This window comes from Cohaesibacter gelatinilyticus (assembly GCF_900215605.1).
Taxonomy (GTDB): Bacteria; Pseudomonadota; Alphaproteobacteria; order Rhizobiales; family Cohaesibacteraceae; genus Cohaesibacter; species Cohaesibacter gelatinilyticus.
The window spans coordinates 483,160-505,970 of record NZ_OBEL01000001.1 but is presented as its reverse complement, the minus strand read 5'-3'; the positions used below and the strand labels follow the sequence as shown (position 1 = coordinate 505,970).

The window sequence follows — 22,811 nt, the reverse complement described above, 5'->3', positions numbered from 1 at the left end:
ATCATCACCCAATCAAGGTGGGCACGGCCCAAATTCCTGGTATTGGATCATAGATCCGGGGTAGATGATGATCTTCAGTTTCACTTCATTTGAAGCTGGAATCAGGTCAGGTCTCGACTGGGTTTGTGGCAGATGTAGAACATCTTTGCCACATGGCATTGATCTGTATCAGATATCAGCTTATCCGGCTATTCTGACGGCATCATTGCCTTATGCGGAACAGTTGTCTCTTTCCTACCCGGCCAGACTTGAGAACCTGAATGACCACATCCTGCTTTCAATATATCATTTCTGCATCATAAATAGAGGCAACTACAAAAAATACAAGCAACTAAACGCCAGATTAATATAGGGATTATCCATGTTGCCAAATGGAGAATATTATTTTTTGCCTACATGGTATCATGCGCAAAAAATACTACGTATCGAGCTATCTTTGAGCATGAAGAGAACATAATGCATGCGAACCCATCCGTTTTGACCAACATAAAAGAGGCAAATAACATACCAGATATGGGTCAATATGTCGCAAGGAAGATTGCCTGATGCAGACTCGATAGAATCAGGATCGCTCATGGAAGCTAAACTGCCAAATATTTTTTCCAAATATCCGGTTTGCGATCAAGGTCGTAAAAACTACCCTCATAACGGATCACACCCTGCTCGATAATATAGGTTTGGGTGGATACCAGTCTGGCAAAATGCATGTTTTGTTCGGACAGAAGGATGGCAAGCCCTTGCGCTTTGAGATCTGCAATCACCCCAGCCAGTTGCTCAACAATCACCGGAGCAATACCTTCAGAGGGTTCATCCAAAAGAATCATGGATGGATTGCCCATCAATGTGCGTGCAATCGTCAGCATCTGCTGCTCACCACCTGACAAACTGCCACCCAGCTGGTTTCGTCGCTCGGCAAGATTGGGAAACAAGTCGAACAGATCATCATGCGCCCATTGGGTAACGCCATCCCGAACTGAGCGCTTTCCTACCTCCAGATTTTCCTCAACGGTCAGATCTGGAAAGATACGCCTGTCTTCCGGCACATACCCGATGCCCTGCTGGCAGACAAGATGCGTATCCATTGCAGATATATTCTGCCCTTCAAAGCTGATGTTTCCCGAGACCGGTGGAACCAATCCCATGATGGACTTCATGGTAGTGGACTTTCCTGCTCCATTCCGCCCAAGCAGTGCTACGACCTCGTGTTTTTTGACCTGTAAAGACAGGTCTTTGAGGATATGCGCTCCACCATAATAACTATTGATCCGGTCAACCTTCAGCATGGCTTTCCTCTTCGTGTTTGGGCGCATCACCAAAAACAGAACCACCACCAAGATAAACCTCTTGCACCAGTTTATTTGTGCGGATCTCTTCTTCATCCCCTTGGGCAATCAGCTCGCCCCGATTGAGGACAAGGATTCGATCTGCATGCTCAAATACCACATCCATGTCATGCTCTGTGAACATGACACTCAGATCCTCTTCATGCACGATATCTGCCACCAATGACATGAGAGCATCTCGTTCGGACGGTGCCATACCAGCCGTCGGCTCATCCATCAGCAAGAGCCTGGGAGCATGGGCAAGTGCAATAGCCAGTTCCAGTCGCTTCAAATCACCATATGCCAATTCAGAACAAGCACGATCTGCAAGATCCTGCATGGATACCATCTCGAGCAATTGATCCGCTTCGGCATTATATTGCCTTGTTGCCCTTACCCAGATATTCAGGCTGCTACGATAATGAGAAATCAGAGCCATCTGCACATTTTCACGAACTGTCATCGAGGCAAAGGTTGCCGTGATTTGGAAGGTTCGACCAACGCCATAGCGCCAGATTGCACGCGGTTTGCGTCCAACCAGATTGCACCATTTTCCATTTGGTTGTGCCAGCTCCACTGAGCCGCTATCTGGCTTCAGATAGCCATTGATCATGTTGAAGCAGGTAGATTTTCCTGCTCCATTGGGACCGATCAACGCCAGGAATTCTCCTTTTTTCAGCTCAAAGGAAACTTTCCTGACTGCCTCGATACCACCGAAGCTTTTGGAGAGATCACGTACTTTCATGATGGTCATGACGCCGCTCCTTGACTGCTTGTCTTTGTTGCCTTGCTCCAGACAAGAGATACAAGGCCAGACAAGCCATTGGGCGCGATGATCACAATTACCAAAATGATAGTGCCGAAAATGAAGCGCCAATAATCAAAGCGCGAAATCCAATCTTCCAGCCAGATGAAACTGACTGCCCCCAAAATTGGCCCAAACAGCGACTGGATGCCGCCCAGAAGCACCATGATCAAAGCGTCGACCGAGTGGGGAATGGAGAGGATATCCGGGAAGACGCTCCCCTTTGAGAACGCAAAAATCACACCGGCCAGACCGGCCAAGCCGCCGACCAAGGTGAAACCCATCCACTGATGGAATTTCAGGTTCAATCCAATAGCCTCGGACCGCAATTCACTATCGCGCCCTCCCCTCAAGACATAGCCAAACGGGGAATAAGCAACCCGGCGCAAGATCCAAAGACCGGTCACACAAAGGATCAAGGTCAGATAATAGTAGTTTGTCTGGCTGGACGCCCAGTCAGATGGCCAAAGGCCAAGAATACCATCGTCGCCCCCAGTCACATCCTGCCATTGAAAGGCAATGCCCCAGAGTATTTGCGCGGCTGCTAATGTCAGCATCGCCAAATAGACACCCGATAGCCGTACGCAGAACCAACCAAAGATCAGCGCTCCCAACGCACCACTGGCAGGGCCTGCAATCAAAGCCAGTTCCATTGGAATGGCGAGATATTTGACACATAACGCTGCGCCATAAGCGCCGAGACCAAAATAGGCAGCATGGCCAAATGAGACCATGCCCCCTACGCCCATCAGGAACTGCAAACTGGCTGCAAAAAGCATCGCAACCAACACATCGACAAACAGTATCAAGAGGAAACCGTCAGTTGCGACTGGTATCATCAGAAGAGCTGCAAAGACCAGCGCCACGGCCCAGATGGCACGCTGATTCAGCAAACGCAGAGGATCATGCGGTGCCTCTGGTGCACCATGGCCTGAACCGGGTTTACCCAGTAGCCCCCAAGGGCGCAGGATCAGCACAACGGCCATGACCAGAAAGGGCAAAAGCAGCGAAATCGATGGGAACAACAAAATCCCGAAGGCATTGAGAACCGAGATCAGGGCCGCTGCAATGAAGGCACCAGTGACCGATCCCATACCGCCAATAACCACCACGACAAAAGCTTCACCAATTATGGAAAGGTCCATCAAAAGCGATACACTCTCACGCGGCACCTGTAAAGCTCCACCTAGGCCAGCGAGAAACGAACCAACCATGAATGTTGAGGTGAAAAGCCAGCGTTGATTGACACCAAGAGCCGCCACCATTTCGCGATCATGAGTTGCCGCCCGTACCAAGATGCCCCAACGGGTACGGTGAAATAAAAGCCAGACCAGCGCGAGAACTGCTGGCCCGATCACAATCAGCGCCAAATCATATTCGGGAATAGGCTCGCCCAGAATACGGACAGCACGATCCAGTCCCGGAGCACGCGGTCCAAGCAGGTCCTCTGCTCCCCATACAGCAAGAGCAATATCCTGAATAACCAGAACAATACCAAAGGTCGCTACAAGCTGGAATAATTCAGGAGATGCATAGATGCGGCGCAAGATCGTCATCTCGATCAGACCACCGATAACGGCCACGCAGAGGGACGCAAACAAGATGCTACCCCAAAAACCAAAAATTCCCACTTCGAAATAGGTCACGAAGCTATAGGCAAGATAGGCACCAATCATGAAAAAGGAACCATGGGCAAAATTGACCACGCGGGTCACGCCAAAGATGATTGACAAACCCGAGGCAATGAGGAAGAGCGAGGAGGCATTTGCCAGCCCTGTCAGCAATTGCGCGAGATAAAAACCCATGGAACTCTTGCCCGCTCGATATGGGAATCAAAAGAATAGGCGACCTAAGCCGCCTATGCCTTGTGTCTCAATTTGTTTTAAATAGCCAGTCTAAAAACTGGGAAATTAGCCACTTTGCTCGTTATGGGCGTAATTTTTGGGCTTCTTCTTCACTTGGCAGATAGTCAGCACCATCTGCATAAGACCATTCGATCATGGCGGGCTTGCCATCGATGAAGCCGGTTTTACCAACATAGGCACCCATTGTCGCCTGATGATCGGCGGCACGATAAGTGAATGTGCCGGATGGTGCTTCGACTGTCAGGCCGTTCATTGCAACCAGCAGATCTTTTGTCTCGGTGGACTTGGCTTTCTTGAGCACCTCAATCACTGACAACATCGCATTGTAACCGACCAATGCACCTGCCTTTGGCAATTCACCAAATTTGGCCTGATAGGCTTTTGAGAAGGCCTGATGCACTTCGGTGTCAATCTGAGCCGCAGGATAACCGGTTACAATCCAGTCCTTTGGCGCTTCCTTGCCCAACGGGGTGAGGTATTCCGGCTCGCCCGTAAGGATAGAAACCACCTCACGATCATCAAAGAGATAGCGCAAAGAGCCTTCGCGCACGAACTTGGCCAGATCACCTCCAAAGGTCACATTGTAGATTGCCTCAGGTTTGGCAGCTTCCAGCGCACGTACCGTGGACCCAGCATCAATCTTGAACAGGGTCGGCCATTGTTCGGTGACCCATTCCACCTCGGGCTGTAGTTTGGTCAGCTCCGATTTGAAGGCTTTTACCGCATCTTTGCCGTAGGCATAGTTTGGTGCAATTGTTGCCCATTTCTTTTTGCCCAGCTTTGCTGCCTGCTTGGCAAGCATAGCAGCTTGCATATGTGTGGATGGACGCAGACGATAGGTATAATCGTTCCCTTTTGACCAAACGAGAGCGTCGGTCAGCGGCTCCGCTGCAATGAAAAGCGTCTTGCGGTGCTTGGCAAAATCGCTGACGGCCAACCCTATATGTGAGAAGAAGGTGCCAAATAGCAGGCTCACCTCATCCTTTGAGACCAGCTCCTGAGCAATGCGGACTGCAGTTGCCGGATCTCCGGTATCATCGCGGCTGATTACTTCGATCTGAGCGCCTTTGATGCCACCAGCTTTATTGACTTCTTCCAGAGCCAGTTGCCAACCATTGCGATAAGGAATGGTGAAGGCTGGCAGGCGGGTGTAGGAGTTGATTTCTCCGATCTTGATCACATCAGCTGCAACGGCACGATCTGTCACAAGCCCAAGACCGGCAGTAGCCGACAGAATAACGGCACCAAGGCCGGCCAGAATGCTACGGCGTGTTTGCATACTCTCTCTCCCTGAACGGGTTTTGGTCAGCTTTCATGTTCTGAAAGCACAACACAAATCCTTTTGGGCCCCTGCCAGTTGAAACACAGGATGGAGGTCACCACTCCCGCTAACAACCGACAAAGGCATAGCCCATCCCCCGACAGGATCGGCTTCAATTGTCGAGAGGGAGTTTTGCATATTATGAGCATAAGTCAAATATTTTCGTAGGTCAATATGATCTCAAAATAAGATCATTCATATTTTCCCATTTATTTCAGCCCATTAAATCAAAATTTATTTATGCTCAAATTGTGCAAAAGCACTAAATCCTACAATTCCGATAGGCTTCCAATGCCTCATTTCGTGACTGTTTCAGGTCCACGATTGGGTAAGGATAGGTCACACCAAGCGTAATCCCGCACTCTTCCAGCAGCGCTTTGGGAGCTTGCCATGGCTTGAACAGATATTTGTCGGGTAGAGCGGATAGTTCTGGCACATATTGTCTTGTATAAGCGCCATTCTTATCGAATTTTTCACCCTGCAGGACTGGATTGAAGATGCGAAAATATGGAGCTGCATCCGCCCCGCATCCTGCTACCCATTGCCAGGATGCGCTATTGGATGCAAGATCCGCATCGACAAGACAATCCCAAAACCAGGCCTGCCCTACCCGCCAATCAATTCTCAAATTCTTGATAAGAAATGATGCCACAATCATGCGCAAACGGTTATGCATGAAGCCAGTTTGCCAGAGCTGGCGCATGCCTGCATCCACTATGGGGATACCTGTCTGTCCTTTTTGCCATGCTCGCAGCATCCGGTCGTCTTCCCGCCAGGAAAAATCTCCAAAGATCGGGTTTAAGGGCTCTTCTGGCAAATCACGGTTATAGAAGAGCAAGGAATAGGAAAATTCGCGCCAAGCCAGCTCAGACAGAAAATGATCCAGATCTTTTGCAGCCTGCTCCTCGGTCGCAGAATGCGATTTCAAGTAATCTAGCGCTCCATACCAGACCTGATTTGGCGAAATTTCGCCAAAATGGAGATGAGGAGACAAAAGAGAAATATTGGCTTTTGCAGGAAAGTTTCTACCCTGCTTGTAACCCTGCAATCCACTCTGAAAGAAGCTCAAGGCTTTTTGCTGTGCTACCTTCTCACCAATCTTCCAATGAGGCGCCAATTGCAAATGCCAGTTGGGTTCCGGCCTTTGAGGCTCCAGTTTCAAATCTGCAAGATCGAGTGAGCCATCATCTCTGCCAACCGCATAGCTTATTTGCTCAGGGGCACCTAGGGGCAGTGCTGGCGGAGGTGCTGATTGAAGGCAGCCTTTTCGAAAGAAAGGGGTAAAGACCTTATAGGGAGTCCCATCTGCCTTTTTTACCTGCCATGGCTCCCATAAAAGCGAGCCATTGTGACTAATCACCGTTGCCTTGGACGCCCTGAGCTGTTCTTTCAGCCCTTCGTCACGCGTCATCCGCCACGGCTCATAACAGCGTGTCCAAGTGATCACGTCAGCGCCATATAGCTCTTGTAAGGCAAGAAGGATATCTGCTGCTCGTCCCTTGAACAAACGTAGATTGCCATCCAATGACTGATTGAGACTTCTCAAAGACTGATGAAGCCACCAACGGCTAGCACCACCCATCTGGTAGGCAGCTGCTTCTTCATCTTCCAAAATATAGACAGGAACTACAGCACCGCTCTCACAGGCGTGACGCAAGGATGGATTGTCTGAAAGGCGCAAATCCTGTCGAAACCAATGAATGGCGATGTTTGTCATGGTGGCCTCTCATTGCAGTCGTTATTTCGATCAGACTTTGATCAGATTCCCGTCAGACTACAATGAGAGTTGTTACGCAATATTTTGCTCATCAGATCAGTGTTCAAAAACAACAGTACGGTTGCCATCAATGAAGACCCGACCTTCCGCATGCAAGCGCAATGCACGAGAGAGAGCTCTCGCTTCAATGTCCCGACCACGGCGCACAAGTTCTGTCGCACTTTCAGCATGCGTAACTTTCTCGGCATGCTGTTCGATAATCGGGCCCTCATCAAGATCCGGCGTCACGTAATGCGCGGTAGCACCGATAGCTTTCACGCCGCGTTCCCAGGCTCGCTTATATGGCATCGCACCTTTGAAGGCTGGCAGAAAGGAATGATGAATGTTGATGATCTTGCCAAAATGGCGAGAAGAGAATTCATCGGACAGGATTTGCATATAGCGCGCCAATACAATCAGCCCCGCACCAGTCCGATCAATGATCTCTTCAAGCTTTTCTTCCTGCTCGCGTTTGTTACCCGCATTAACCGGCAAGAGATGATAAGGAATGCCCAACCGTTCAACGTCCGGTCGACTATTGGCATGGTTCGATACAACGGCAACAATATCCAGCGGCAAAGTGTCAGTTTGCACGCGATACAAGATATCCATGAGGCAATGATCAAATTTGGAAACCATCAAGATTGTTGGTACCTTGCACCCGAGCTCATTACAGCTCAGGTTTGCGCCAAATTGTGAGGCGAACGCCTTCAGGCTTTCATCCACCTTTTCACTATTCAGATCCTCTGGCGTCGAAATCACGACACGCATGAAGAATGTGCCCTCGTCTTTTGCGGCTCCTGCCTCTGCAGATGGCTGGAAGAATTGGGATGATTCCAGAATGTTGCATTTCAGCTCCAGAAGACGGGAGCTCAGCTCTGCCACAACACCGGGTTGATCCGGACAGGTAATTTTCAGGACCAGGTTCATATCTTTTCTCTCACTCTGGCAATTCGAACTCATTCAAATGGAATTTGCGACTGGTTGTATCGCCAAGCTTACCCACTGGCCCTTCAATTCCACACCCAATCACATTTCTTCCATTCAATTTATCGAGGCAAAAAAATCATACTTTCCAAATGATTGCATGATGATATTAGCAGTTATCCCGCTCCGAAAATGAAGCATTTTTCCCTATAGGAAACTTACTTATCCAGGCAGAGAAAATGCAAGCAAGACGAACAGATATTTGGCTCGGCGCTGATATCCGGATTTTAGGCGGTTTTTGAAATTTCCTGAGATCAATTGGGAGAAATGATACTTGTCTGGATCGATTGTTTCAGATCACTACGCCACAGAGTTGGCCCTGCCTTTGGAGAATACTGTAAAATACACTCCGATAATCAATGACGAAGACAACAATATTCCATCAAAGATCTACCATCCAAGACCCGAAGTCGCGGTAGAATGCACCAAAGACTGTCCTTCATCCGAGCCTTACTTGCCGGTAAGGCCAAATTCTTGTTCAATGCATTGATGACTTGCGCCACTTGCTGGCCAAACAGATTCTCCACATCCTCAAACTGAATGGGCGTATCTTCCAATATGTCCTGAAGAGGTGATGCCTGTATGGCCAAATCCTGCTGATTGGTCGTTATGTCATCATGGCGTGCAAGAGCAGCTGTTACTTCCATCACAACATTGACGACATGATAGAAATAGAGAAGCGTGCCGCAGAGCATTGTCTGGCCATGATGGGCATGGCAAACAAAAGCCCACGCTTTAGAATGAAGGCCTTGGCTTCACATTGGAGCTCACCTCATCAGAAAAGGCAATCGCTGGCGTTATCGATCAACTGACACTCCTCTCCTGATACTCAGCATCAGGCCATATGGATTTGCACTCAAAGAACAATATCAGTGCATGATCTGAACTTAAGCATTTGAAAGAGATGTGACGCTTGCGGAAGCAGTCGAGTCTCTCTAATCTGAAATTCCTGCATATACATGGTCAGGATTGTCTCGATTTCACAATCCGTGAAGGAGCGCGCGCACTGCATGTCGAAAAGCAAGTCAGGAAAAATCAAACAAAACAAAGCCTCTATCTCGAGACAGGAAATCTTGAATGTTGCGGCAAAGATGATGCGAGACGTCGGTTACTCCCATATGTCTTTGAGGGATCTTGCGCAGAAAGTCGACATGAAGGCAGGTAGCCTTTACTACCATTTCTCCTCCAAAGATGCATTGGTGGGCGAAGTCATGCGAGTTGGAGTCGATATTGTCAGTTCCGCCGTTATCGAAGAGCTACAGACCTTGCCGACCGAGACGGCTTCTCATGATCGAGTATTGGCCGCCATGCACATTCATCTCAGAACTCTGCTCTCAGCCAGCGATTTTTCTTCTGCGCATATCCGCTGCTACCCATTTGTACCAGAAGCCGTTCGACAGGATCTGCTGGATCATCGCCGTTCTTATGATCGCATCTGGACTGACTTGCTGACCAGTCATATTCGGGCCTCCAATCATAAGTTAACCAACGAAGAGCAACAAGCCAAAGTACGGCACCTTCGACATGCTATTCTCGGCGCATTGAACTGGTCGCTGGAATGGTTTGATGAAGATCGTGACGATATTCAAGCATATGTGGCATCACTGGAACCATTACTGGGTTCAAGATAGGGCTTAGGATTGATCTTTGGCTTCTGACTTTGATTGCTTCAACCGCAGCAAACGCAGGATCAGCAAAAGCCATGGGGTCCCATGCATAAATAAATCCAGAATATCGATGGGCCTGGATAAAATCCCTTGCCCCAACATGCGTAACTTCTCAACGATGTGCGGCTCAGGCACAAAAGGCGCAAGCCCCAAGGTCAGTGAAACAATGACCAGCATATGAAGTGGAATTTGGTCAATCCATTTCAACATGATTCCAGCTTCCTCATTCATTCGTAGCCTGGCAGAACAATTTCGCGAAGTTTCTTGCCTATCTCTTCTTGCGACATCACGCAACAAGCAAATGGTTGGAGCCGTCATCCTATCAAATCAAGCTTACACAATAAGATACAAAATTCCTGTCAAGGAATGACTATCAAGTGCTTGTTCTGCCTTTTTTGCGGCCTATATGAGTTGTAAGGCACAAGGCTGAGTAGCCAGCTCCACCATAGTCCAGAGATCGAAAAGGGGATCCTTATCCATGTTTGACGCATCCAAGCTGATCAACGAAATTCTTGGTGCCAGTGGCAACGGCAATGCCTCCGGCGCGATGCAAAAGGGTAAGGACTATCTCAGCCAAAATGCCGGTGGCATTGCCGGTGGTACACTTGCTGGCGGCTTGGCCGGCTATATGATGGGCTCCAAGAAGGGGCGCAAGATGGCAAAGAAAGCCGCCACTTATGGTGGTCTCGCCCTTGTGGCCGGCCTCGCATACAAGGCTTACACAGACTACAAATCCAACAATCCCGGTGCTCAGACTATTGATGGTTCTGCCAATACAACTTCCGCTCCAGGGAACACTGCCCCGACCCGCACAGTTCCACAAATATCACATGTGCCAGCCGCACCGGTGGGATCAGGTTTTGAGATTACAGACACAGTAACGGATAGTGACGGCCTTGGATCTGTGCTGGTCAGCGCGATGATTGCCGCAGCCAAGGCTGATGGACAGATTGATGCCGACGAACATCAGGCCATTTTTGGTAAAATTAACGAACTCGACCTCTCAAGCGACGAGAAGGCCTTCTTGTTTGACCAGTTGAACAAGCCAATGGATATTGATGGTTTGGTTGCTGCTTCCCGAAGTCAGGAACAAGCGATGGAAATCTACATCGCTTCTCTTATGGCCATCGAAGTGGACACTCCAGCGGAGCAAGCTTATCTCTCCATGCTCGCAGCACGCCTTGGACTGGAGCCAGCCTTAACGCAGCAAATTCATCAGACCCTGATTGCAGCAGGCGACTAGAGCTTCCAAGGGTATTAAAAAGTTTAAGCTTTTGGTTTCTCCCTCTTGAGCTTCATAACCTCAATGCCCACAAAGTGGTGAGTTGTTCAGGAAGCAACTCGCCACTTTTTTGCTCAAACTCGGCAGGCGCTCATTTCGTAACAGTAATTGAAAATTTGTCACCGTAGACTTTTACATTTTCCCGTCCCGGGCGCATGGCGTGGAACTTGATAATACGGACGGGCACAACAGCCTTGCAATGTCCACTGTTAGCTTTACCAACACCACCAATCCGGATTGTGCCGGTTTTAAGTTTTGGCAATTTTGGAAGCGCGGCTGCAGATGGAGCTTTTCCTTTGTCACAATCCCGGTGACGCACACCTTTCATGACAATAGCTTGTCCCACTTTCAATTTGATTTTGGGATTATATGGGACATTGCCAGCTTTGGCGCTGAAAGAACCAAACCCTATCACCATAAAAACTGCAGAAACAATAGTTCGAAAAAACATGATCAATTACCAATTCAGTTACAGGAACTCTTCGATGCTACCTTAAAAACAGCTAATCGTCGATGTCAGCTATTCCTTCAACACTGATCCAGAAAATGCACCAAATAATCACAAATCACTTTCTATAGCCATTGAACAAGACATCCGTGCCTTTACTGGAAATCTGCAGTCTTTGAGCATGGGTGAAATTGCCACATATGGCCAGACGGCAACACGCCGGTTCTCATCACCATCCATTGAACCAAGACGAAAGCCAATTTCAAAATACGCAACATTGTAATTGCTGCTCTCGTATTTCTAAACTTGCGGAATAGCTCTAACGTTCGAGGCTCACCCAAAGCACTACGGCATCTTCCTCGGACGTCGAAATACAACAATGCCCCATACCACTGTCATAATAAACGGAATCACCAGCCTTCATTGGCAGCGGACGATAATGCTCAGTCAGCAACTCCAGTTCCCCGGACAGGACAAGCATGAATTCTTCACCACGGTGGCGAATCCAGTCATCAAAATCGGAGAAATCGCGAGCCTTGATGGTAGAAAAATACGGAAGCATCTGTTTGGAAGACAGCTCATTGCAAAGAAGCTCGTGATGATAGGTCACCGTATGCTTTGGCTCCCCTTCTCCTTTGCGGGTCACATCACGGCGGCCTGAAATATCACTTTTTCCTGATTGGAGGAACAAATTTGGCGTTTCCAACTCAAGAGCCTGTGTCAGGCGACGTACAATTTCAAAACCGGGACGTGTCTGATTATTTTCAATCTTGGATAGGGTAGAACGACCTATACCGGCACGTTGGCCAGTTTCTTCAAGCGTCCAGCCTTTTTTCTTGCGCGCTTCTCGCACCATTTGCCCCAAAGCAGACTGGGTGGGAGCGGATTTCCCCGCATGAGACTGTCCTGGCCGTTTGCCACCTTGAGACTCTTCACTCCTCGCGTTTGCCAGTTCCGACGCCTGTAACTCACCCATTATCGATTCACTGCTCCATTAGAACTCGTTATCTGACTGACACTAGAGCATTTTTGGGAAATATCAAATTTCTTACCACACCCAATATTGCCAATAAGGGAAAATTCCCCTATAAGAAACTTTATCAGACTATAGTCGTGCAGGCAGCACTCTTGAGGTTTGGTGGAAAATGGAGGCCGCCATCTCTCAAAATTCCTGCAAATAACCAATCTGTCGACCATCAAGTGAATTCAAATGCTGATTATTGACCGATGCGGTTGTTGCGGGAAGGCAATTTGTGCTGTCATTTACAGACTGGTCCGATCACTGAGGGAAATCCGGCATACCAGATTTGGGACCGGTTCCCCTCATTTGTCTGAAGTATCTTTCAGAAGAAGAGGAAAGCCCGCTTCACCCTCTTAGCGGGCAGGTTTCCGTCTTCAAACGGGGAGGAATGCTAAATGGAAGCACTTACAAGTATCGTCAACTCGATCAACGGGATCGTTTGGGGGCCACTGATGTTGGTTCTTATCCTGGGGGTTGGCTTCTTCCTTCAGGTTGGCCTGAAACTCATGCCGATCCTGCGCTTGGGCACTGGCTTTGGCCTTTTGTTCAAAGGCCGCGAAGGACAAGGCGAAGGGCAAATCAGCCCATTCAACGCCCTGATGACTTCACTCTCAGCAACCATCGGAACCGGTAACATTGCAGGTGTAGCAACGGCTGTGTTTCTTGGTGGACCTGGTGCTCTGTTCTGGATGTGGATGACCGCATTGGTGGGCATGGCGACCAAATATGGCGAAGCTGTACTGGCGGTGAAATATCGCGAGAAAGATGAGCTGGGCAACTATGTTGGCGGCCCAATGTACTACATCAAGAACGGTCTTGGCGCGAAATGGGCCTGGCTCGGCTTTGCCTTCGCCCTGTTTGGCGCGATTGCAGCCTTTGGTATCGGCAATGGCGTGCAGGCCAACGGTGTTGCACAAGTGCTGGATAGCAATTTTGGTGTAAATACCTCTGTTACCGGCGTGATCCTGATGCTTCTGACCGCTGCTGTTATCCTTGGCGGTATTCAGCGTATTGGTATGGTTGCCGGTAAGCTGGTTCCTTTCATGGCTGTCAGCTACATCGTTGCAGGTCTTCTGGTTCTGCTTTTGAATATCGGCACTCTTGGTGATGCAATTGGCTTGGTCTTTACCCATGCCTTCACACCATCTGCTGCTGAAGGTGGCTTTGCTGGTGCGGCTGTTTGGGCTGCGATCCGCTTTGGTGTTGCCCGTGGCGTATTCTCCAACGAAGCAGGCCTTGGTTCTGCTCCGATCGCTCACGCCGCTGCGTCCAACAACAGCCCTGTCAATCAAGGTCTGATCGCGATGCTCGGCACCTTCATCGACACCATCATCGTCTGCTCCATCACCGGTCTTGCTATCATTGCATCTGGCGCTTGGACATCCGGCGAATCCGGGGCGGCTCTGACCTCACTGGCGTTCGAAACCACTCTCCCGGGCATTGGTGGCTCGCTGATTGCAATTGCTTTGTCAATCTTTGCCTTCACCACCATTCTTGGCTGGTCCTTCTATGGTGAGAAATGCGTTGGCTACCTGCTGGGTCACAAGGTGCTGTTGCCATACCGCATTGCATGGATCGTGATGATCTATTTCGGTGCAACCGCTGACTTGGGCTTCATCTGGCTACTGGCTGATACGCTGAATGCCATGATGGCTATTCCAAACCTGATTGCGCTGGCACTGCTTAGCCCGATCATCTTCAGCATGACCAAGGCCTATTTCGCCGAAGGGTCCGATAAAGACCAATAAGATATCGCAAGAAGATTTGCCGGTTTTGATGATCAATTGTCCGGCAAATCTTCAATAAATGAAACACTGAACTCCTGCGGGGACTGATCAATGGCCAAATCTATTTTGTTGCCGATCGATTATTCGGATCCCAAATCATGGGAAAAAGCTCTACCCGTGGCACGGGAACAGGCTGGTTTTTATGGTGCAAGCCTGACCATCTTGACGGTGATTCCCGAAATCCTTCATTTGCCAAATTTGCCTGACAATTATGGCGATGGCGCTGCGGAACATGTCAAAACCAAGATCAAAGCCATTCTGGTCGAGCAAGGCTGTGATGATTTGAAGGTTGAAATCCGTCAGGGCAGCGTCTATCGCGAAATTTTGAAATATGCCCATGCCGAGAAGATCGAAATGATTGTGATTGCATCGGCAGAAGGTGATTTCCCCAATTACGAAATCGGCCCGAATCTGGCACGTGTTGTACGCAATGCCCACTGTTCTGTTCTGGTAATTCGGGATTAGAATAGGCGAGACATAACCGGATTATCCGGTTGATCATCTGATCTCTGCCAGCCGGCCTCCGCCGGCTGGTTTCGGATCCCGGGACTGTCCCGACATTGATTGTCGGGGCGCTCATGATTGAAGCGATTGACCATCAAGCATGTGTGCTACTTAAAGGAGTTCGCAATGGCTTTCAAACCGACCGACTATATGGCTTATGATTTTGCCAACCGTCGTCATATTGGCCCTTCTCCGTCGGAAATGTCCGACATGCTGAAAACTGTCGGGTTTGACAGTCTGGATGCCCTGATCGATGCCACAGTTCCTTCTTCCATTCGCATCAAGGAACCATTGGATTGGGGTGACGCTCTGAGCGAGCGCGATACTTTGCATCACATGCGTCAGATAGCTGACAAAAACAAGATACTGACTTCTCTTATCGGTCAAGGCTACCATGGCACGACAACACCTCCGGTAATCCTGCGCAATATTCTGGAAAACCCGGCCTGGTACACCGCCTATACTCCATATCAACCGGAAATTTCGCAAGGCCGCCTTGAAGCCTTGTTGAACTACCAAACCATGATCTCCGATCTGACTGGTCTGGAAATCGCCAACGCGTCTCTTTTGGACGAGTCGACTGCCGCAGCAGAAGCCATGACCATGGCAAAGCGCGCTTCCAAATCCAAATCAAACATTTTCTTTGTTGATGCCAATTGTCATCCGCAAAATATTGCCGTGATCCAGACCCGTGCCGAGCCTCTTGGTATTGAGGTGCAGATTGGTCAACCAGATGAACTGGATGCCAGCACTGTCTTTGGTGCAATCTTCCAGTATCCCGGCACCTATGGTCATGTGCGCGATTTTTCCGATCTGATTTCTCGGTTGCATGAGAACAAAGCACTAGCTGTTGTCGCTGCCGATCCTCTGGCTCTGGCATTGCTGAAATCTCCAGGAGAAATGGGTGCGGATATTGCCATTGGCTCCACACAGCGCTTTGGCGTGCCAATGGGGTACGGCGGCCCACACGCTGCTTACATGTCCTGTCGTGATGCCTTCAAACGCTCCATGCCAGGTCGTATCATTGGTGTTTCCATCGATAGCCGTGGTCGCAAAGCCTATCGTCTGGCTCTGCAGACCCGTGAGCAGCACATCCGTCGTGAGAAAGCAAACTCCAACGTTTGTACCGCTCAGGCACTGCTGGCAGTGATCGCATCCATGTATGCGGTTTATCATGGTCCTGATGGTATCAAGGCCATTGCGCAATATGTACATCGGAAGACCGTTCGCCTTGCCAAAGGTCTGGAGAGTCTTGGCTTCAGCGTTGAGCCGAAAGTCTTTTTCGACACGCTCACAGTGGAAGTTGGCGCTCTGCAAGGCGTCATCATGGATGCTGCCGTGTCACAAGGCGTCAACCTGCGCAAGATCGGCAATAGCAAGATCGGCATCAGCCTTGATGAGCAGACACGCCCAGAAACGGTTGAAGCTGTTTGGGCTGCCTTTGGTGGCTCCGATCTTGACTATGGTGGCTTCGAGCATGAAGTCGAGAGCGATTTTGAACAGGATTACCGCCTGCCAAACGCCAACTTGCGTCATACAGACTATCTGACCCATCCGATCTTTCATCTCAACCGGGCGGAAGCTGAGATCACCCGCTATATGCGCCGTCTTGCTGACCGCGATCTGGCACTTGATCGTGCAATGATCCCTCTTGGCTCCTGCACCATGAAGCTCAACGCAACCATTGAGATGATCCCTGTCACTTGGCCAGAATTTGCTGACCTGCACCCGTTCGTCCCGCAGGATCAGGCTCTTGGTTACAAGGAAATGATCGATGATCTGAATGACAAGCTCTGTCAGGTCACCGGTTATGATGCCATTTCCCAGCAACCAAATTCTGGTGCACAAGGCGAATATGCCGGTTTGCTGACCATTCTGAACTATCACAAATCTCGTGGTGAAGGGCATCGTAACATCTGTTTGATCCCGACTTCTGCGCATGGCACCAACCCTGCTTCTGCGCAAATGGTAGGTTGGAAAGTGGTTCCAGTGAAGTCTGCCGAGAACGGTGATATTGATCTGGAAGATTTCCGTGCAAAGGCGGAAAAGCACAGCGAAAATCTCGCGGCCTGCATGATCACCTATCCATCCACTCATGGTGTCTTTGAAGAAACCGTCGAAGAGGTTTGTTCCATCACTCATGAACATGGTGGTCAGGTCTATATCGACGGTGCCAATATGAACGCCATGGTTGGTCTGGCGCGCCCGGGCGATGTTGGCGGCGATGTCAGTCATTTGAATTTGCACAAAACCTTCTGTATTCCCCATGGGGGTGGCGGACCAGGCATGGGGCCAATTGGTGTGAAAGCCCATCTGGCTCCATTCCTTCCAGGTCACCCAGAGCGTGATGCTGCTATTGGTCCTGTTTCTGCAGCACCATTCGGCTCACCTTCCATTCTGCCGGTGAGCTGGGCTTATTGCCTGCTGATGGGTGGTGCGGGTCTGACCCAGGCCACCAAGGTCGCAATCCTCAATGCCAACTATATTGCAGCACGTCTGCAAGGGGCTTATGAGATTCTCTATACATCCGACACGGGTCGTGTAGCTCATGAATGTATCGTCGATACGCGCCCATTGGCAGATAGCTGCAATGTCAGCGTTGATGATGTTGCCAAGCGTTTGATCGATAATGGTTTCCACGCACCGACCATGAGTTGGCCGGTTGCTGGCACCTTGATGGTTGAGCCAACAGAATCCGAGCCGAAGGCAGAGATTGATCGTTTCATCGACTCCATGCTTCAGATCCGCGAAGAAGCTCGTGCGATTGAGGAAGGCATCATCGATAAGGACAACAATCCTTTGAAGAATGCTCCTCACACCGTCAAGGATCTGATTGGTGAATGGGATCGCCCATATAGCCGCAAGGAAGGTTGCTTCCCTGTTGGTGCGTTCGAAGTCGACAAATATTGGCCACCGGTCAATCGCGTTGACAACGCCTTTGGTGATCGCAACCTCGTCTGCACCTGTCCTCCGATGTCCGATTATGAGGACGAGGTGTCGGAATAGAATAAAAAGAAAGATCACCCGGCTGCTAGAGTGATCAAACAAGACAGCGAAAAGCTGCCAACTGGATGGCCCCTGCCCTTGCTAAACAGGGGCCATCCTTTTCTTTTGGAAAACCTTGAACGAAGCTCCCCGGCTTTTCGTTCATTAGGCTCTTGGTCCGTTAAACACTTAACTTTCTGCAAAATAATACGCCCATGACCTGGGAAAGTGTTGGACCGTTCTGAGGAGGAGACCAGCCTATGTTCCTGAGTGTATTTGATATCTTCAAAATTGGCGTCGGGCCTTCTTCATCTCATACGATGGGACCAATGAGTGCTGCTGCCCGCTTTCTTAGCGATTTGCGCTCTGGCATGTTCATGGGCGTTGACGCCGCACAGGTGAGGCGTTTCTCCGCTTCTCTTCACGGATCATTGGCCTTTACCGGCAAAGGTCATGCCTCGGATCGCGCCGTCATTCTCGGTCTGATTGGATTTGAACCTCATAATCTGGATCCGGATGAAGCAGAACAGCTTGAACAAGAAGTCTATGAGAAGAAGGTCATTCAACCCGAAGGCTTCGGAGAAGTTCGGTTCAATCCAAACGATGATCTTGTCTTTGACTATGGCCCCCCTCTTCCGGGTCATGCCAATGGAATGAAACTCTCTGCCTTTGGAGAGGGCAATCAATTGCTGGCGACTGCAACCTACTATTCCATCGGTGGTGGTTTCATTGTCACGGCGAGTGAATTGGATGAAGAAGTCAGCCACGATCCACATGATCTTCATGACGAACAGGAAGCCATTGGCTATCCTTATCCTTTTGGCTCTGCGGCTGAAATGCTCTCCATGGGCCAGCAGTCGGGCATGAGCATTGCCCAGATGAAGCAAGCCAATGAAGAAACCGGCATGAGCCGTGAAGAGCTGAACAGCAGGGTTGATGCGGTCTGGGACGCCATGAATAGCTGCATTGATCGTGGCTTGCGCATGGAAGGCCAATTGCCTGGTGGTTTGGCCGTGAAGCGACGCGCCAAGGCCATCATGGATCGCCTTATTGATCAGAGAGCCAATAACCAACCCATGCCACATGTGGTCAATGACTGGCTGTCTGTTTATGCCATGGCGGTGAATGAAGAAAACGCAGCAGGTGGCCGTGTGGTCACCTCGCCGACCAATGGTGCATCTGGTGTTCTTCCTTCCGTCATTCGCTATTATCGCGATCATATTCCAGCTTCCAATCATGAAGGTGTCCGCACCTTCTTGCTGACGGCAGCGGCCGTTGGCGGTCTCATCAAACATAACGCTTCTATTTCCGGAGCTGAAGCCGGTTGTCAGGCTGAAGTTGGCTCAGCTTCAGCCATGGCAGCGGCAGGTCTTTGCGCTGCGCTTGGTGGTACCAATGAGCAGATCGAGAATGCAGCAGAGATCGCGCTGGAACATCATTTGGGCATGACTTGTGATCCCGTCAACGGTCTTGTCCAGGTTCCTTGCATCGAGCGCAATGGCCTTGGGGCTATCAAGGCTGTTTCCGCCGCCTCCCTCGCCCTTCACGGCGATGGTACCCATTACATGCCCCTTGATAATTGCATCAAGACCATGTGGGAGACCGGACAGGAGATGGACACCAAATATAAGGAAACGTCGCTCGGCGGTTTGGCAGTCAATTTACCAGAATGCTAGACATGTCCGCCTCGCTTCATTTTGTCGATAGGCTTGTCTTCTCGCCTCCGCTCGAAGGCCTATCTTGCCTGTCGATAGGCTTGTCTTCTCGCCTCCGCTCGAAGGCCTATCTTACCTGGCGATAGGCTGATCTTCTCACCACGGCTCGAAGGCCTATCTTGTCGGCGGTTTAGCAGTCAATTTACCTGAATGTTTGACATGTCCACCACGCCTCATTTCTGATGATAGGCTGATCTTTTGATCAGCCTATCTTGTTCGGTTCTATTTGCTCTTGCATCCATCCTCTTCACAAAGATATGTTAGCGCTAACAAGTTTTATTGGGAGTGAGCCAGATGATCCGTTGGGGAATTTTAGGAACGGCCAAAATTGCACGTGAAGCTTTGGTACCTGCCATTCAGGCCAGCGAGAATGGTATCTTGAAGGCAATTGCAAGCCGTCGCCCAGAGAGTGCCGCATCCTTTGCAGAGCGCTATGATGTTGATCTGACTTTTGATAGCTATGAAGCGCTGCTTGCGAGCAATGACGTTGATGCGATTTATATCCCCCTTCCTACCTCCCAGCATATCGAATGGAGCCTCAAGGCTTTAGAAGCCGGCAAACATGTCTTGTGTGAGAAGCCTATCGCACTGAAAGCGTCCCAGATTGATCAGCTCATCGAAGCAAGGGATCGTACTGGCAAGCAGATCAGCGAAGCCTTCATGGTCACCTATCATCCGCAATGGCATAAGGTGCGTCAGCTCTTGGCCTCTGGCGCAATTGGTACTCTACATCAGGTTCAGGGAAGCTTTGCCTATCATCTGGTGGATCCGGACAATATGCGCAATCAAGTCTCTCTTGGTGGCGGTGGCCTTCTTGATATTGGTGTCTATCCAACTGTTACGACGCGTTTTGTTACCGGCAAGGAGCCGATCAGAGTGCAAGCCAGCATTCGCCGGGATCCTGAATTTGGAACCGACATAGCCGCCAATTGTCGTCTGGACTTTGACGATTTTGAGCTATCCTTTTATTGCGCAACTCAAATGGCCGCTCGCCAATCCATGATCTTCCATGGCGATAAAGGCTGGATTGAACTTACTGCTCCCTTCAATGCCAACGCTTATGACAGCGCGGATGTAATTTTGCATGATCAAGGCAATGGTGGCGAGCAGATCTGGAAGTTCAGAAAAGTCGACCAATATCAGCTGCAAGTCGAAGCATTTGCGGAACAGACTGCTGGGAAAGAGAGTGAGATTTTCTCGCTGGAGAACTCAAAAGCCAATCAATCCGCAGTCGACGCGCTGTTTGCCGCCGAACATATCGATGGCTGGGTACAGGTATGACCAAGGCGTGAGCATTTCATTTTTTCCAAGTGACTCTTGAGGTCCTGAATTGAAATCTGGAAAGCGATACCCTAGCCTTCACAAAACTTTCGGAGGCCTTGCATGTCACATTCTCCAGCTTCGTCGGGACTTATCAATGCCAGAGGCACTTTTACGCCTCTTGGCGTCTCACGCTCCAGTGCAGCCATTGCCCACGCAACGGCAAACGCACTAAGTGAGTTTCATAAGATCTCTGATCTTCAGATAACGCTGGAAAGTGCTTTGCAGAAATGGTCCGGTGCTGAAGCGGGCTTTGCGACACATTGCACTGCTGCCAGCATCACCCTAGCTGTTGCCGCCTGTCTGACTAGCACGGACCAAGAAGCGATTGCATCACTACCCCATTATGACGGGGCCCATCGTAAAGTCCTCATACCGGCGGGGCATTGTGTGAATTATGGGCAATCCATTCTTCAGGCCATTCGCCTGTCCGGGGCGAAGCCATATATTGTTGGCTCAGAGCATTCATACAGCTTGCAAGATCTTGAGGAAGCGCTCAAAGCAGATGGCATTGCAGCTCTTCTCCTGGTGTCTTCACGTCTTACAAAAGGAGATGCGATAGATTTTAACGCTGCTGTCGCCCTCGCCCACAGCTATTCAGTTCCCGTCATCCTTGATGCAGCTGCCCAGGATTTTCGTGTTAGAGAGCTTGTTGAAACTGATGCTGATCTCATTCTGATCAGTGCTCAGAAATATATGGCTGCTCCGACGACTGGTTTGATTGTCGGGAAAGCATCCCACATCGCGGCTGTCAAAGCACAAGAGGCGGGTATTGGTCGGGCAATGAAGGCTTCAAAAGAAGCGTTGATGGGAGCACTGGCCGCTCTTGAAGAGCGCCTATCCCTTGATCTTTCCGCCTGGAAAGCTGAACAGTCTGAAAAAGCACATCATTTCGTCACCTCTGCAAACGAAATCAAAGGTATCACAGCGTGGGCTGAACCCGATTCAACAGGTCTTCCCTTTGATAGACCATGCCTGAAGGTCGATAGCGATCTTTATGGCTGCAGCGCTACGGAACTTGCGGATAGGTTACGGAACAGTTCGCCGTACATTTGGGTGATAGATCATCTCGCAGAGCAAAGCTTGTTGCTCTTTGAACTGGTGCCGTTGAAGCAGGAGGAGTGCAAGGCAATCCTTGATCGCCTTGCAGTTTCGCAAAGAGACTGAACTCTATTTCATCTTTTCGATGAAGGCATTCACCGCATCCAGATGCTCTGGCTCATTGTGGCTCATACCCTGATAGGCAGCAGAGAGATCAAGGAAATCTTTGAGTTCCATACGCTGCGCCATTTTCAAAAGGCGCTTGGTCAGACGGGTCGCTTTGGGAGGCTGAGACGCAATCTTTTCAGCTAGCTTGATGGTGGCTGGTATCAGCTCTTCTGGCTCATGAATTTCCAGAACCAAACCATAGTCCTGCGCTTCCTTCGCACCAATCACACGGCCTGTCAAAGTCAGTTCCGCTGCTCGCTGATATCCGATCAGGCGCTGCATGAACCAAGCGCCACCATCACCTGGAATGATACCCAGATTGAGGAAGGTCTCACCGAATTTCGCACGGCTGGAAGCGATGCGGATATCGCACATATTGGCCAGATCAAAGCCTGCTCCGATAGCTGGTCCGTTGACCGCAGCAATGATTGGGATTTCGACATTTTGCAGCGCCAAAGGGATGCGCTGGATACCGCGACGGTAGCGGTTTTCCACCTCGGCAACATTGCCAGCAAAGTCTCCACCACGTTCGGCCATATCCTTGATATTACCACCAGCAGAAAAAGCAGATCCCTCACCTGTCAGAACGAGCACAGAGACATCCGGGCAGAGATTGACCCAATTGGCGACTGTTCCAATATCGTCGATCAATTCAGTGCCTGTCAGTGCATTGCGCACATCATGACGATCCATGGTGAGGACGGCGACACGGTTCTCAAGAGTTAGGCGTGCGTCTTTTAGCTGCGGCATTTCCAGGGACTGGGAAGACATGGAATAGATCCTTTACAAAACAAATGGCTGTAAAGCAGCCATGCTT

At 49.9% G+C, this 22,811-nt stretch carries 19 protein-coding genes; 8 read left to right on the top strand and 11 right to left on the bottom strand.

Going from position 1 to position 22,811, the window contains the following annotated elements; translation table 11 throughout:
* Window positions 1-581 precede the first annotated feature (581 nt).
* From CRO57_RS02340 to CRO57_RS02310, 7 genes are all read right to left on the bottom strand, one after another.
* Entirely contained in the window at window positions 582-1,283 is a 702-nt protein-coding gene (locus tag CRO57_RS02340; RefSeq protein ID WP_097151787.1) for an ABC transporter ATP-binding protein, read from the bottom strand.
* Complete coding sequence (locus tag CRO57_RS02335; RefSeq protein ID WP_097151786.1) at window positions 1,270-2,076, bottom strand: ABC transporter ATP-binding protein; 807 nt, start codon at window positions 2,074-2,076, stop codon at window positions 1,270-1,272. The genes CRO57_RS02340 and CRO57_RS02335 overlap by 14 nt, the downstream gene beginning before the upstream one ends.
* Window positions 2,073-3,932, bottom strand: a complete 1,860-nt coding sequence (locus tag CRO57_RS02330) for an ABC transporter permease (protein WP_097151785.1) — start codon at window positions 3,930-3,932, stop codon at window positions 2,073-2,075. Before CRO57_RS02330 ends, CRO57_RS02335 begins: the two co-directional genes overlap by 4 nt.
* 121 nt (window positions 3,933-4,053) lie before the next feature.
* The gene (locus CRO57_RS02325; RefSeq protein WP_097151784.1) at window positions 4,054-5,271 is read right to left on the bottom strand and encodes an ABC transporter substrate-binding protein; all 1,218 of its coding nucleotides are present in this window, start codon (window positions 5,269-5,271) and stop codon (window positions 4,054-4,056) included.
* 304 nt (window positions 5,272-5,575) lie between these two features.
* Complete coding sequence (locus tag CRO57_RS02320) at window positions 5,576-7,030, bottom strand: cryptochrome/photolyase family protein (protein WP_097151783.1); 1,455 nt, start codon at window positions 7,028-7,030, stop codon at window positions 5,576-5,578.
* A gap of 96 nt (window positions 7,031-7,126) precedes the next feature.
* Complete coding sequence (gene purU, locus CRO57_RS02315) at window positions 7,127-7,999, bottom strand: formyltetrahydrofolate deformylase (RefSeq protein ID WP_097151782.1); 873 nt, start codon at window positions 7,997-7,999, stop codon at window positions 7,127-7,129.
* 413 nt (window positions 8,000-8,412) lie between these two features.
* Complete coding sequence (locus CRO57_RS02310) at window positions 8,413-8,751, bottom strand: hypothetical protein (protein ID WP_097151781.1); 339 nt, start codon at window positions 8,749-8,751, stop codon at window positions 8,413-8,415.
* Between the two features lie 315 nt (window positions 8,752-9,066).
* On the opposite strand from CRO57_RS02310, the gene CRO57_RS02305 reads away from it, so the two are divergent.
* A complete protein-coding gene (locus CRO57_RS02305) occupies window positions 9,067-9,687 on the top strand; it encodes a TetR/AcrR family transcriptional regulator (RefSeq protein ID WP_170955917.1) in 621 nt (206 codons plus the stop codon).
* Between the two features lie 3 nt (window positions 9,688-9,690).
* On the opposite strand, the gene CRO57_RS02300 is transcribed toward CRO57_RS02305, so the two are convergent.
* Window positions 9,691-9,933, bottom strand: a complete 243-nt coding sequence (locus CRO57_RS02300; protein ID WP_097153153.1) for an RND transporter — start codon at window positions 9,931-9,933, stop codon at window positions 9,691-9,693.
* Window positions 9,934-10,201: 268 nt separating this feature from the next.
* Here CRO57_RS02300 and CRO57_RS02295 point away from each other — a divergent pair, with 268 nt between their 5' ends.
* A complete protein-coding gene (locus tag CRO57_RS02295) occupies window positions 10,202-10,966 on the top strand; it encodes a tellurite resistance TerB family protein (RefSeq protein WP_097151779.1) in 765 nt (254 codons plus the stop codon).
* 130 nt (window positions 10,967-11,096) lie between these two features.
* On the opposite strand, the gene CRO57_RS02290 is transcribed toward CRO57_RS02295, so the two are convergent.
* Window positions 11,097-11,456, bottom strand: a complete 360-nt coding sequence (locus CRO57_RS02290) for a hypothetical protein (protein ID WP_141401162.1) — start codon at window positions 11,454-11,456, stop codon at window positions 11,097-11,099.
* Window positions 11,457-11,772: 316 nt separating this feature from the next.
* Window positions 11,773-12,429 carry a helix-turn-helix domain-containing protein gene (locus tag CRO57_RS02285; protein WP_210200731.1) on the bottom strand — a complete coding sequence of 219 codons (657 nt, stop codon included), beginning with the start codon at window positions 12,427-12,429 and terminating at the stop codon, window positions 11,773-11,775.
* Between the two features lie 440 nt (window positions 12,430-12,869).
* Here CRO57_RS02285 and CRO57_RS02280 point away from each other — a divergent pair, with 440 nt between their 5' ends.
* The 6 genes from CRO57_RS02280 to CRO57_RS02255 all read left to right on the top strand — a co-directional run bounded on the left by CRO57_RS02280 (window position 12,870) and on the right by CRO57_RS02255 (window position 21,952).
* Window positions 12,870-14,222 (top strand): alanine/glycine:cation symporter family protein, encoded by a 1,353-nt coding sequence (locus tag CRO57_RS02280; protein ID WP_097151776.1) that lies wholly within the window; start codon window positions 12,870-12,872, stop codon window positions 14,220-14,222.
* 90 nt (window positions 14,223-14,312) lie between these two features.
* Complete coding sequence (locus CRO57_RS02275) at window positions 14,313-14,726, top strand: universal stress protein (protein WP_097151775.1); 414 nt, start codon at window positions 14,313-14,315, stop codon at window positions 14,724-14,726.
* Between the two features lie 165 nt (window positions 14,727-14,891).
* Window positions 14,892-17,771, top strand: a complete 2,880-nt coding sequence (gcvP, locus tag CRO57_RS02270) for an aminomethyl-transferring glycine dehydrogenase (RefSeq protein WP_097151774.1) — start codon at window positions 14,892-14,894, stop codon at window positions 17,769-17,771.
* A 239-nt stretch (window positions 17,772-18,010) separates the two neighbouring features.
* Window positions 18,011-19,426 carry an L-serine ammonia-lyase gene (locus CRO57_RS02265; protein WP_097151773.1) on the top strand — a complete coding sequence of 472 codons (1,416 nt, stop codon included), beginning with the start codon at window positions 18,011-18,013 and terminating at the stop codon, window positions 19,424-19,426.
* Window positions 19,427-19,759: 333 nt separating this feature from the next.
* Window positions 19,760-20,746 carry a Gfo/Idh/MocA family protein gene (locus tag CRO57_RS02260; RefSeq protein WP_097151772.1) on the top strand — a complete coding sequence of 329 codons (987 nt, stop codon included), beginning with the start codon at window positions 19,760-19,762 and terminating at the stop codon, window positions 20,744-20,746.
* A 102-nt stretch (window positions 20,747-20,848) separates the two neighbouring features.
* Window positions 20,849-21,952, top strand: coding sequence for an aminotransferase class V-fold PLP-dependent enzyme (locus tag CRO57_RS02255; protein ID WP_097151771.1), 1,104 nt, complete (start codon window positions 20,849-20,851; stop codon window positions 21,950-21,952).
* Between the two features lie 3 nt (window positions 21,953-21,955).
* Here CRO57_RS02255 and CRO57_RS02250 read toward each other — a convergent pair whose 3' ends face one another.
* Window positions 21,956-22,765 carry an enoyl-CoA hydratase-related protein gene (locus tag CRO57_RS02250; protein WP_097151770.1) on the bottom strand — a complete coding sequence of 270 codons (810 nt, stop codon included), beginning with the start codon at window positions 22,763-22,765 and terminating at the stop codon, window positions 21,956-21,958.
* Window positions 22,766-22,811 lie beyond the last annotated feature (46 nt).

What these genes read in the sequence shown, in the direction of transcription:
- CRO57_RS02275 (WP_097151775.1), top strand. Translation starts at nt 14,313, where the DNA reads ATGGCCAAATCTATTTTGTTGCCGATCGATTATTCGGATCCCAAATCA.
- CRO57_RS02250 (WP_097151770.1), bottom strand. Translation starts at nt 22,765, where the DNA reads ATGTCTTCCCAGTCCCTGGAAATGCCGCAGCTAAAAGACGCACGCCTA.
- CRO57_RS02265 (WP_097151773.1), top strand. Translation starts at nt 18,011, where the DNA reads ATGTTCCTGAGTGTATTTGATATCTTCAAAATTGGCGTCGGGCCTTCT.
- CRO57_RS02295 (WP_097151779.1), top strand. Translation starts at nt 10,202, where the DNA reads ATGTTTGACGCATCCAAGCTGATCAACGAAATTCTTGGTGCCAGTGGC.
- purU (WP_097151782.1), bottom strand. Translation starts at nt 7,999, where the DNA reads ATGAACCTGGTCCTGAAAATTACCTGTCCGGATCAACCCGGTGTTGTG.
- CRO57_RS02310 (WP_097151781.1), bottom strand. Translation starts at nt 8,751, where the DNA reads ATGCTCTGCGGCACGCTTCTCTATTTCTATCATGTCGTCAATGTTGTG.
- CRO57_RS02260 (WP_097151772.1), top strand. Translation starts at nt 19,760, where the DNA reads ATGATCCGTTGGGGAATTTTAGGAACGGCCAAAATTGCACGTGAAGCT.
- CRO57_RS02255 (WP_097151771.1), top strand. Translation starts at nt 20,849, where the DNA reads ATGTCACATTCTCCAGCTTCGTCGGGACTTATCAATGCCAGAGGCACT.
- CRO57_RS02320 (WP_097151783.1), bottom strand. Translation starts at nt 7,030, where the DNA reads ATGACAAACATCGCCATTCATTGGTTTCGACAGGATTTGCGCCTTTCA.
- CRO57_RS02285 (WP_210200731.1), bottom strand. Translation starts at nt 12,429, where the DNA reads ATGGGTGAGTTACAGGCGTCGGAACTGGCAAACGCGAGGAGTGAAGAG.
- CRO57_RS02300 (WP_097153153.1), bottom strand. Translation starts at nt 9,933, where the DNA reads ATGTTGAAATGGATTGACCAAATTCCACTTCATATGCTGGTCATTGTT.
- CRO57_RS02330 (WP_097151785.1), bottom strand. Translation starts at nt 3,932, where the DNA reads ATGGGTTTTTATCTCGCGCAATTGCTGACAGGGCTGGCAAATGCCTCC.
- CRO57_RS02335 (WP_097151786.1), bottom strand. Translation starts at nt 2,076, where the DNA reads ATGACCATCATGAAAGTACGTGATCTCTCCAAAAGCTTCGGTGGTATC.
- CRO57_RS02305 (WP_170955917.1), top strand. Translation starts at nt 9,067, where the DNA reads ATGTCGAAAAGCAAGTCAGGAAAAATCAAACAAAACAAAGCCTCTATC.
- gcvP (WP_097151774.1), top strand. Translation starts at nt 14,892, where the DNA reads ATGGCTTTCAAACCGACCGACTATATGGCTTATGATTTTGCCAACCGT.
- CRO57_RS02290 (WP_141401162.1), bottom strand. Translation starts at nt 11,456, where the DNA reads ATGTTTTTTCGAACTATTGTTTCTGCAGTTTTTATGGTGATAGGGTTT.
- CRO57_RS02325 (WP_097151784.1), bottom strand. Translation starts at nt 5,271, where the DNA reads ATGCAAACACGCCGTAGCATTCTGGCCGGCCTTGGTGCCGTTATTCTG.
- CRO57_RS02280 (WP_097151776.1), top strand. Translation starts at nt 12,870, where the DNA reads ATGGAAGCACTTACAAGTATCGTCAACTCGATCAACGGGATCGTTTGG.
- CRO57_RS02340 (WP_097151787.1), bottom strand. Translation starts at nt 1,283, where the DNA reads ATGCTGAAGGTTGACCGGATCAATAGTTATTATGGTGGAGCGCATATC.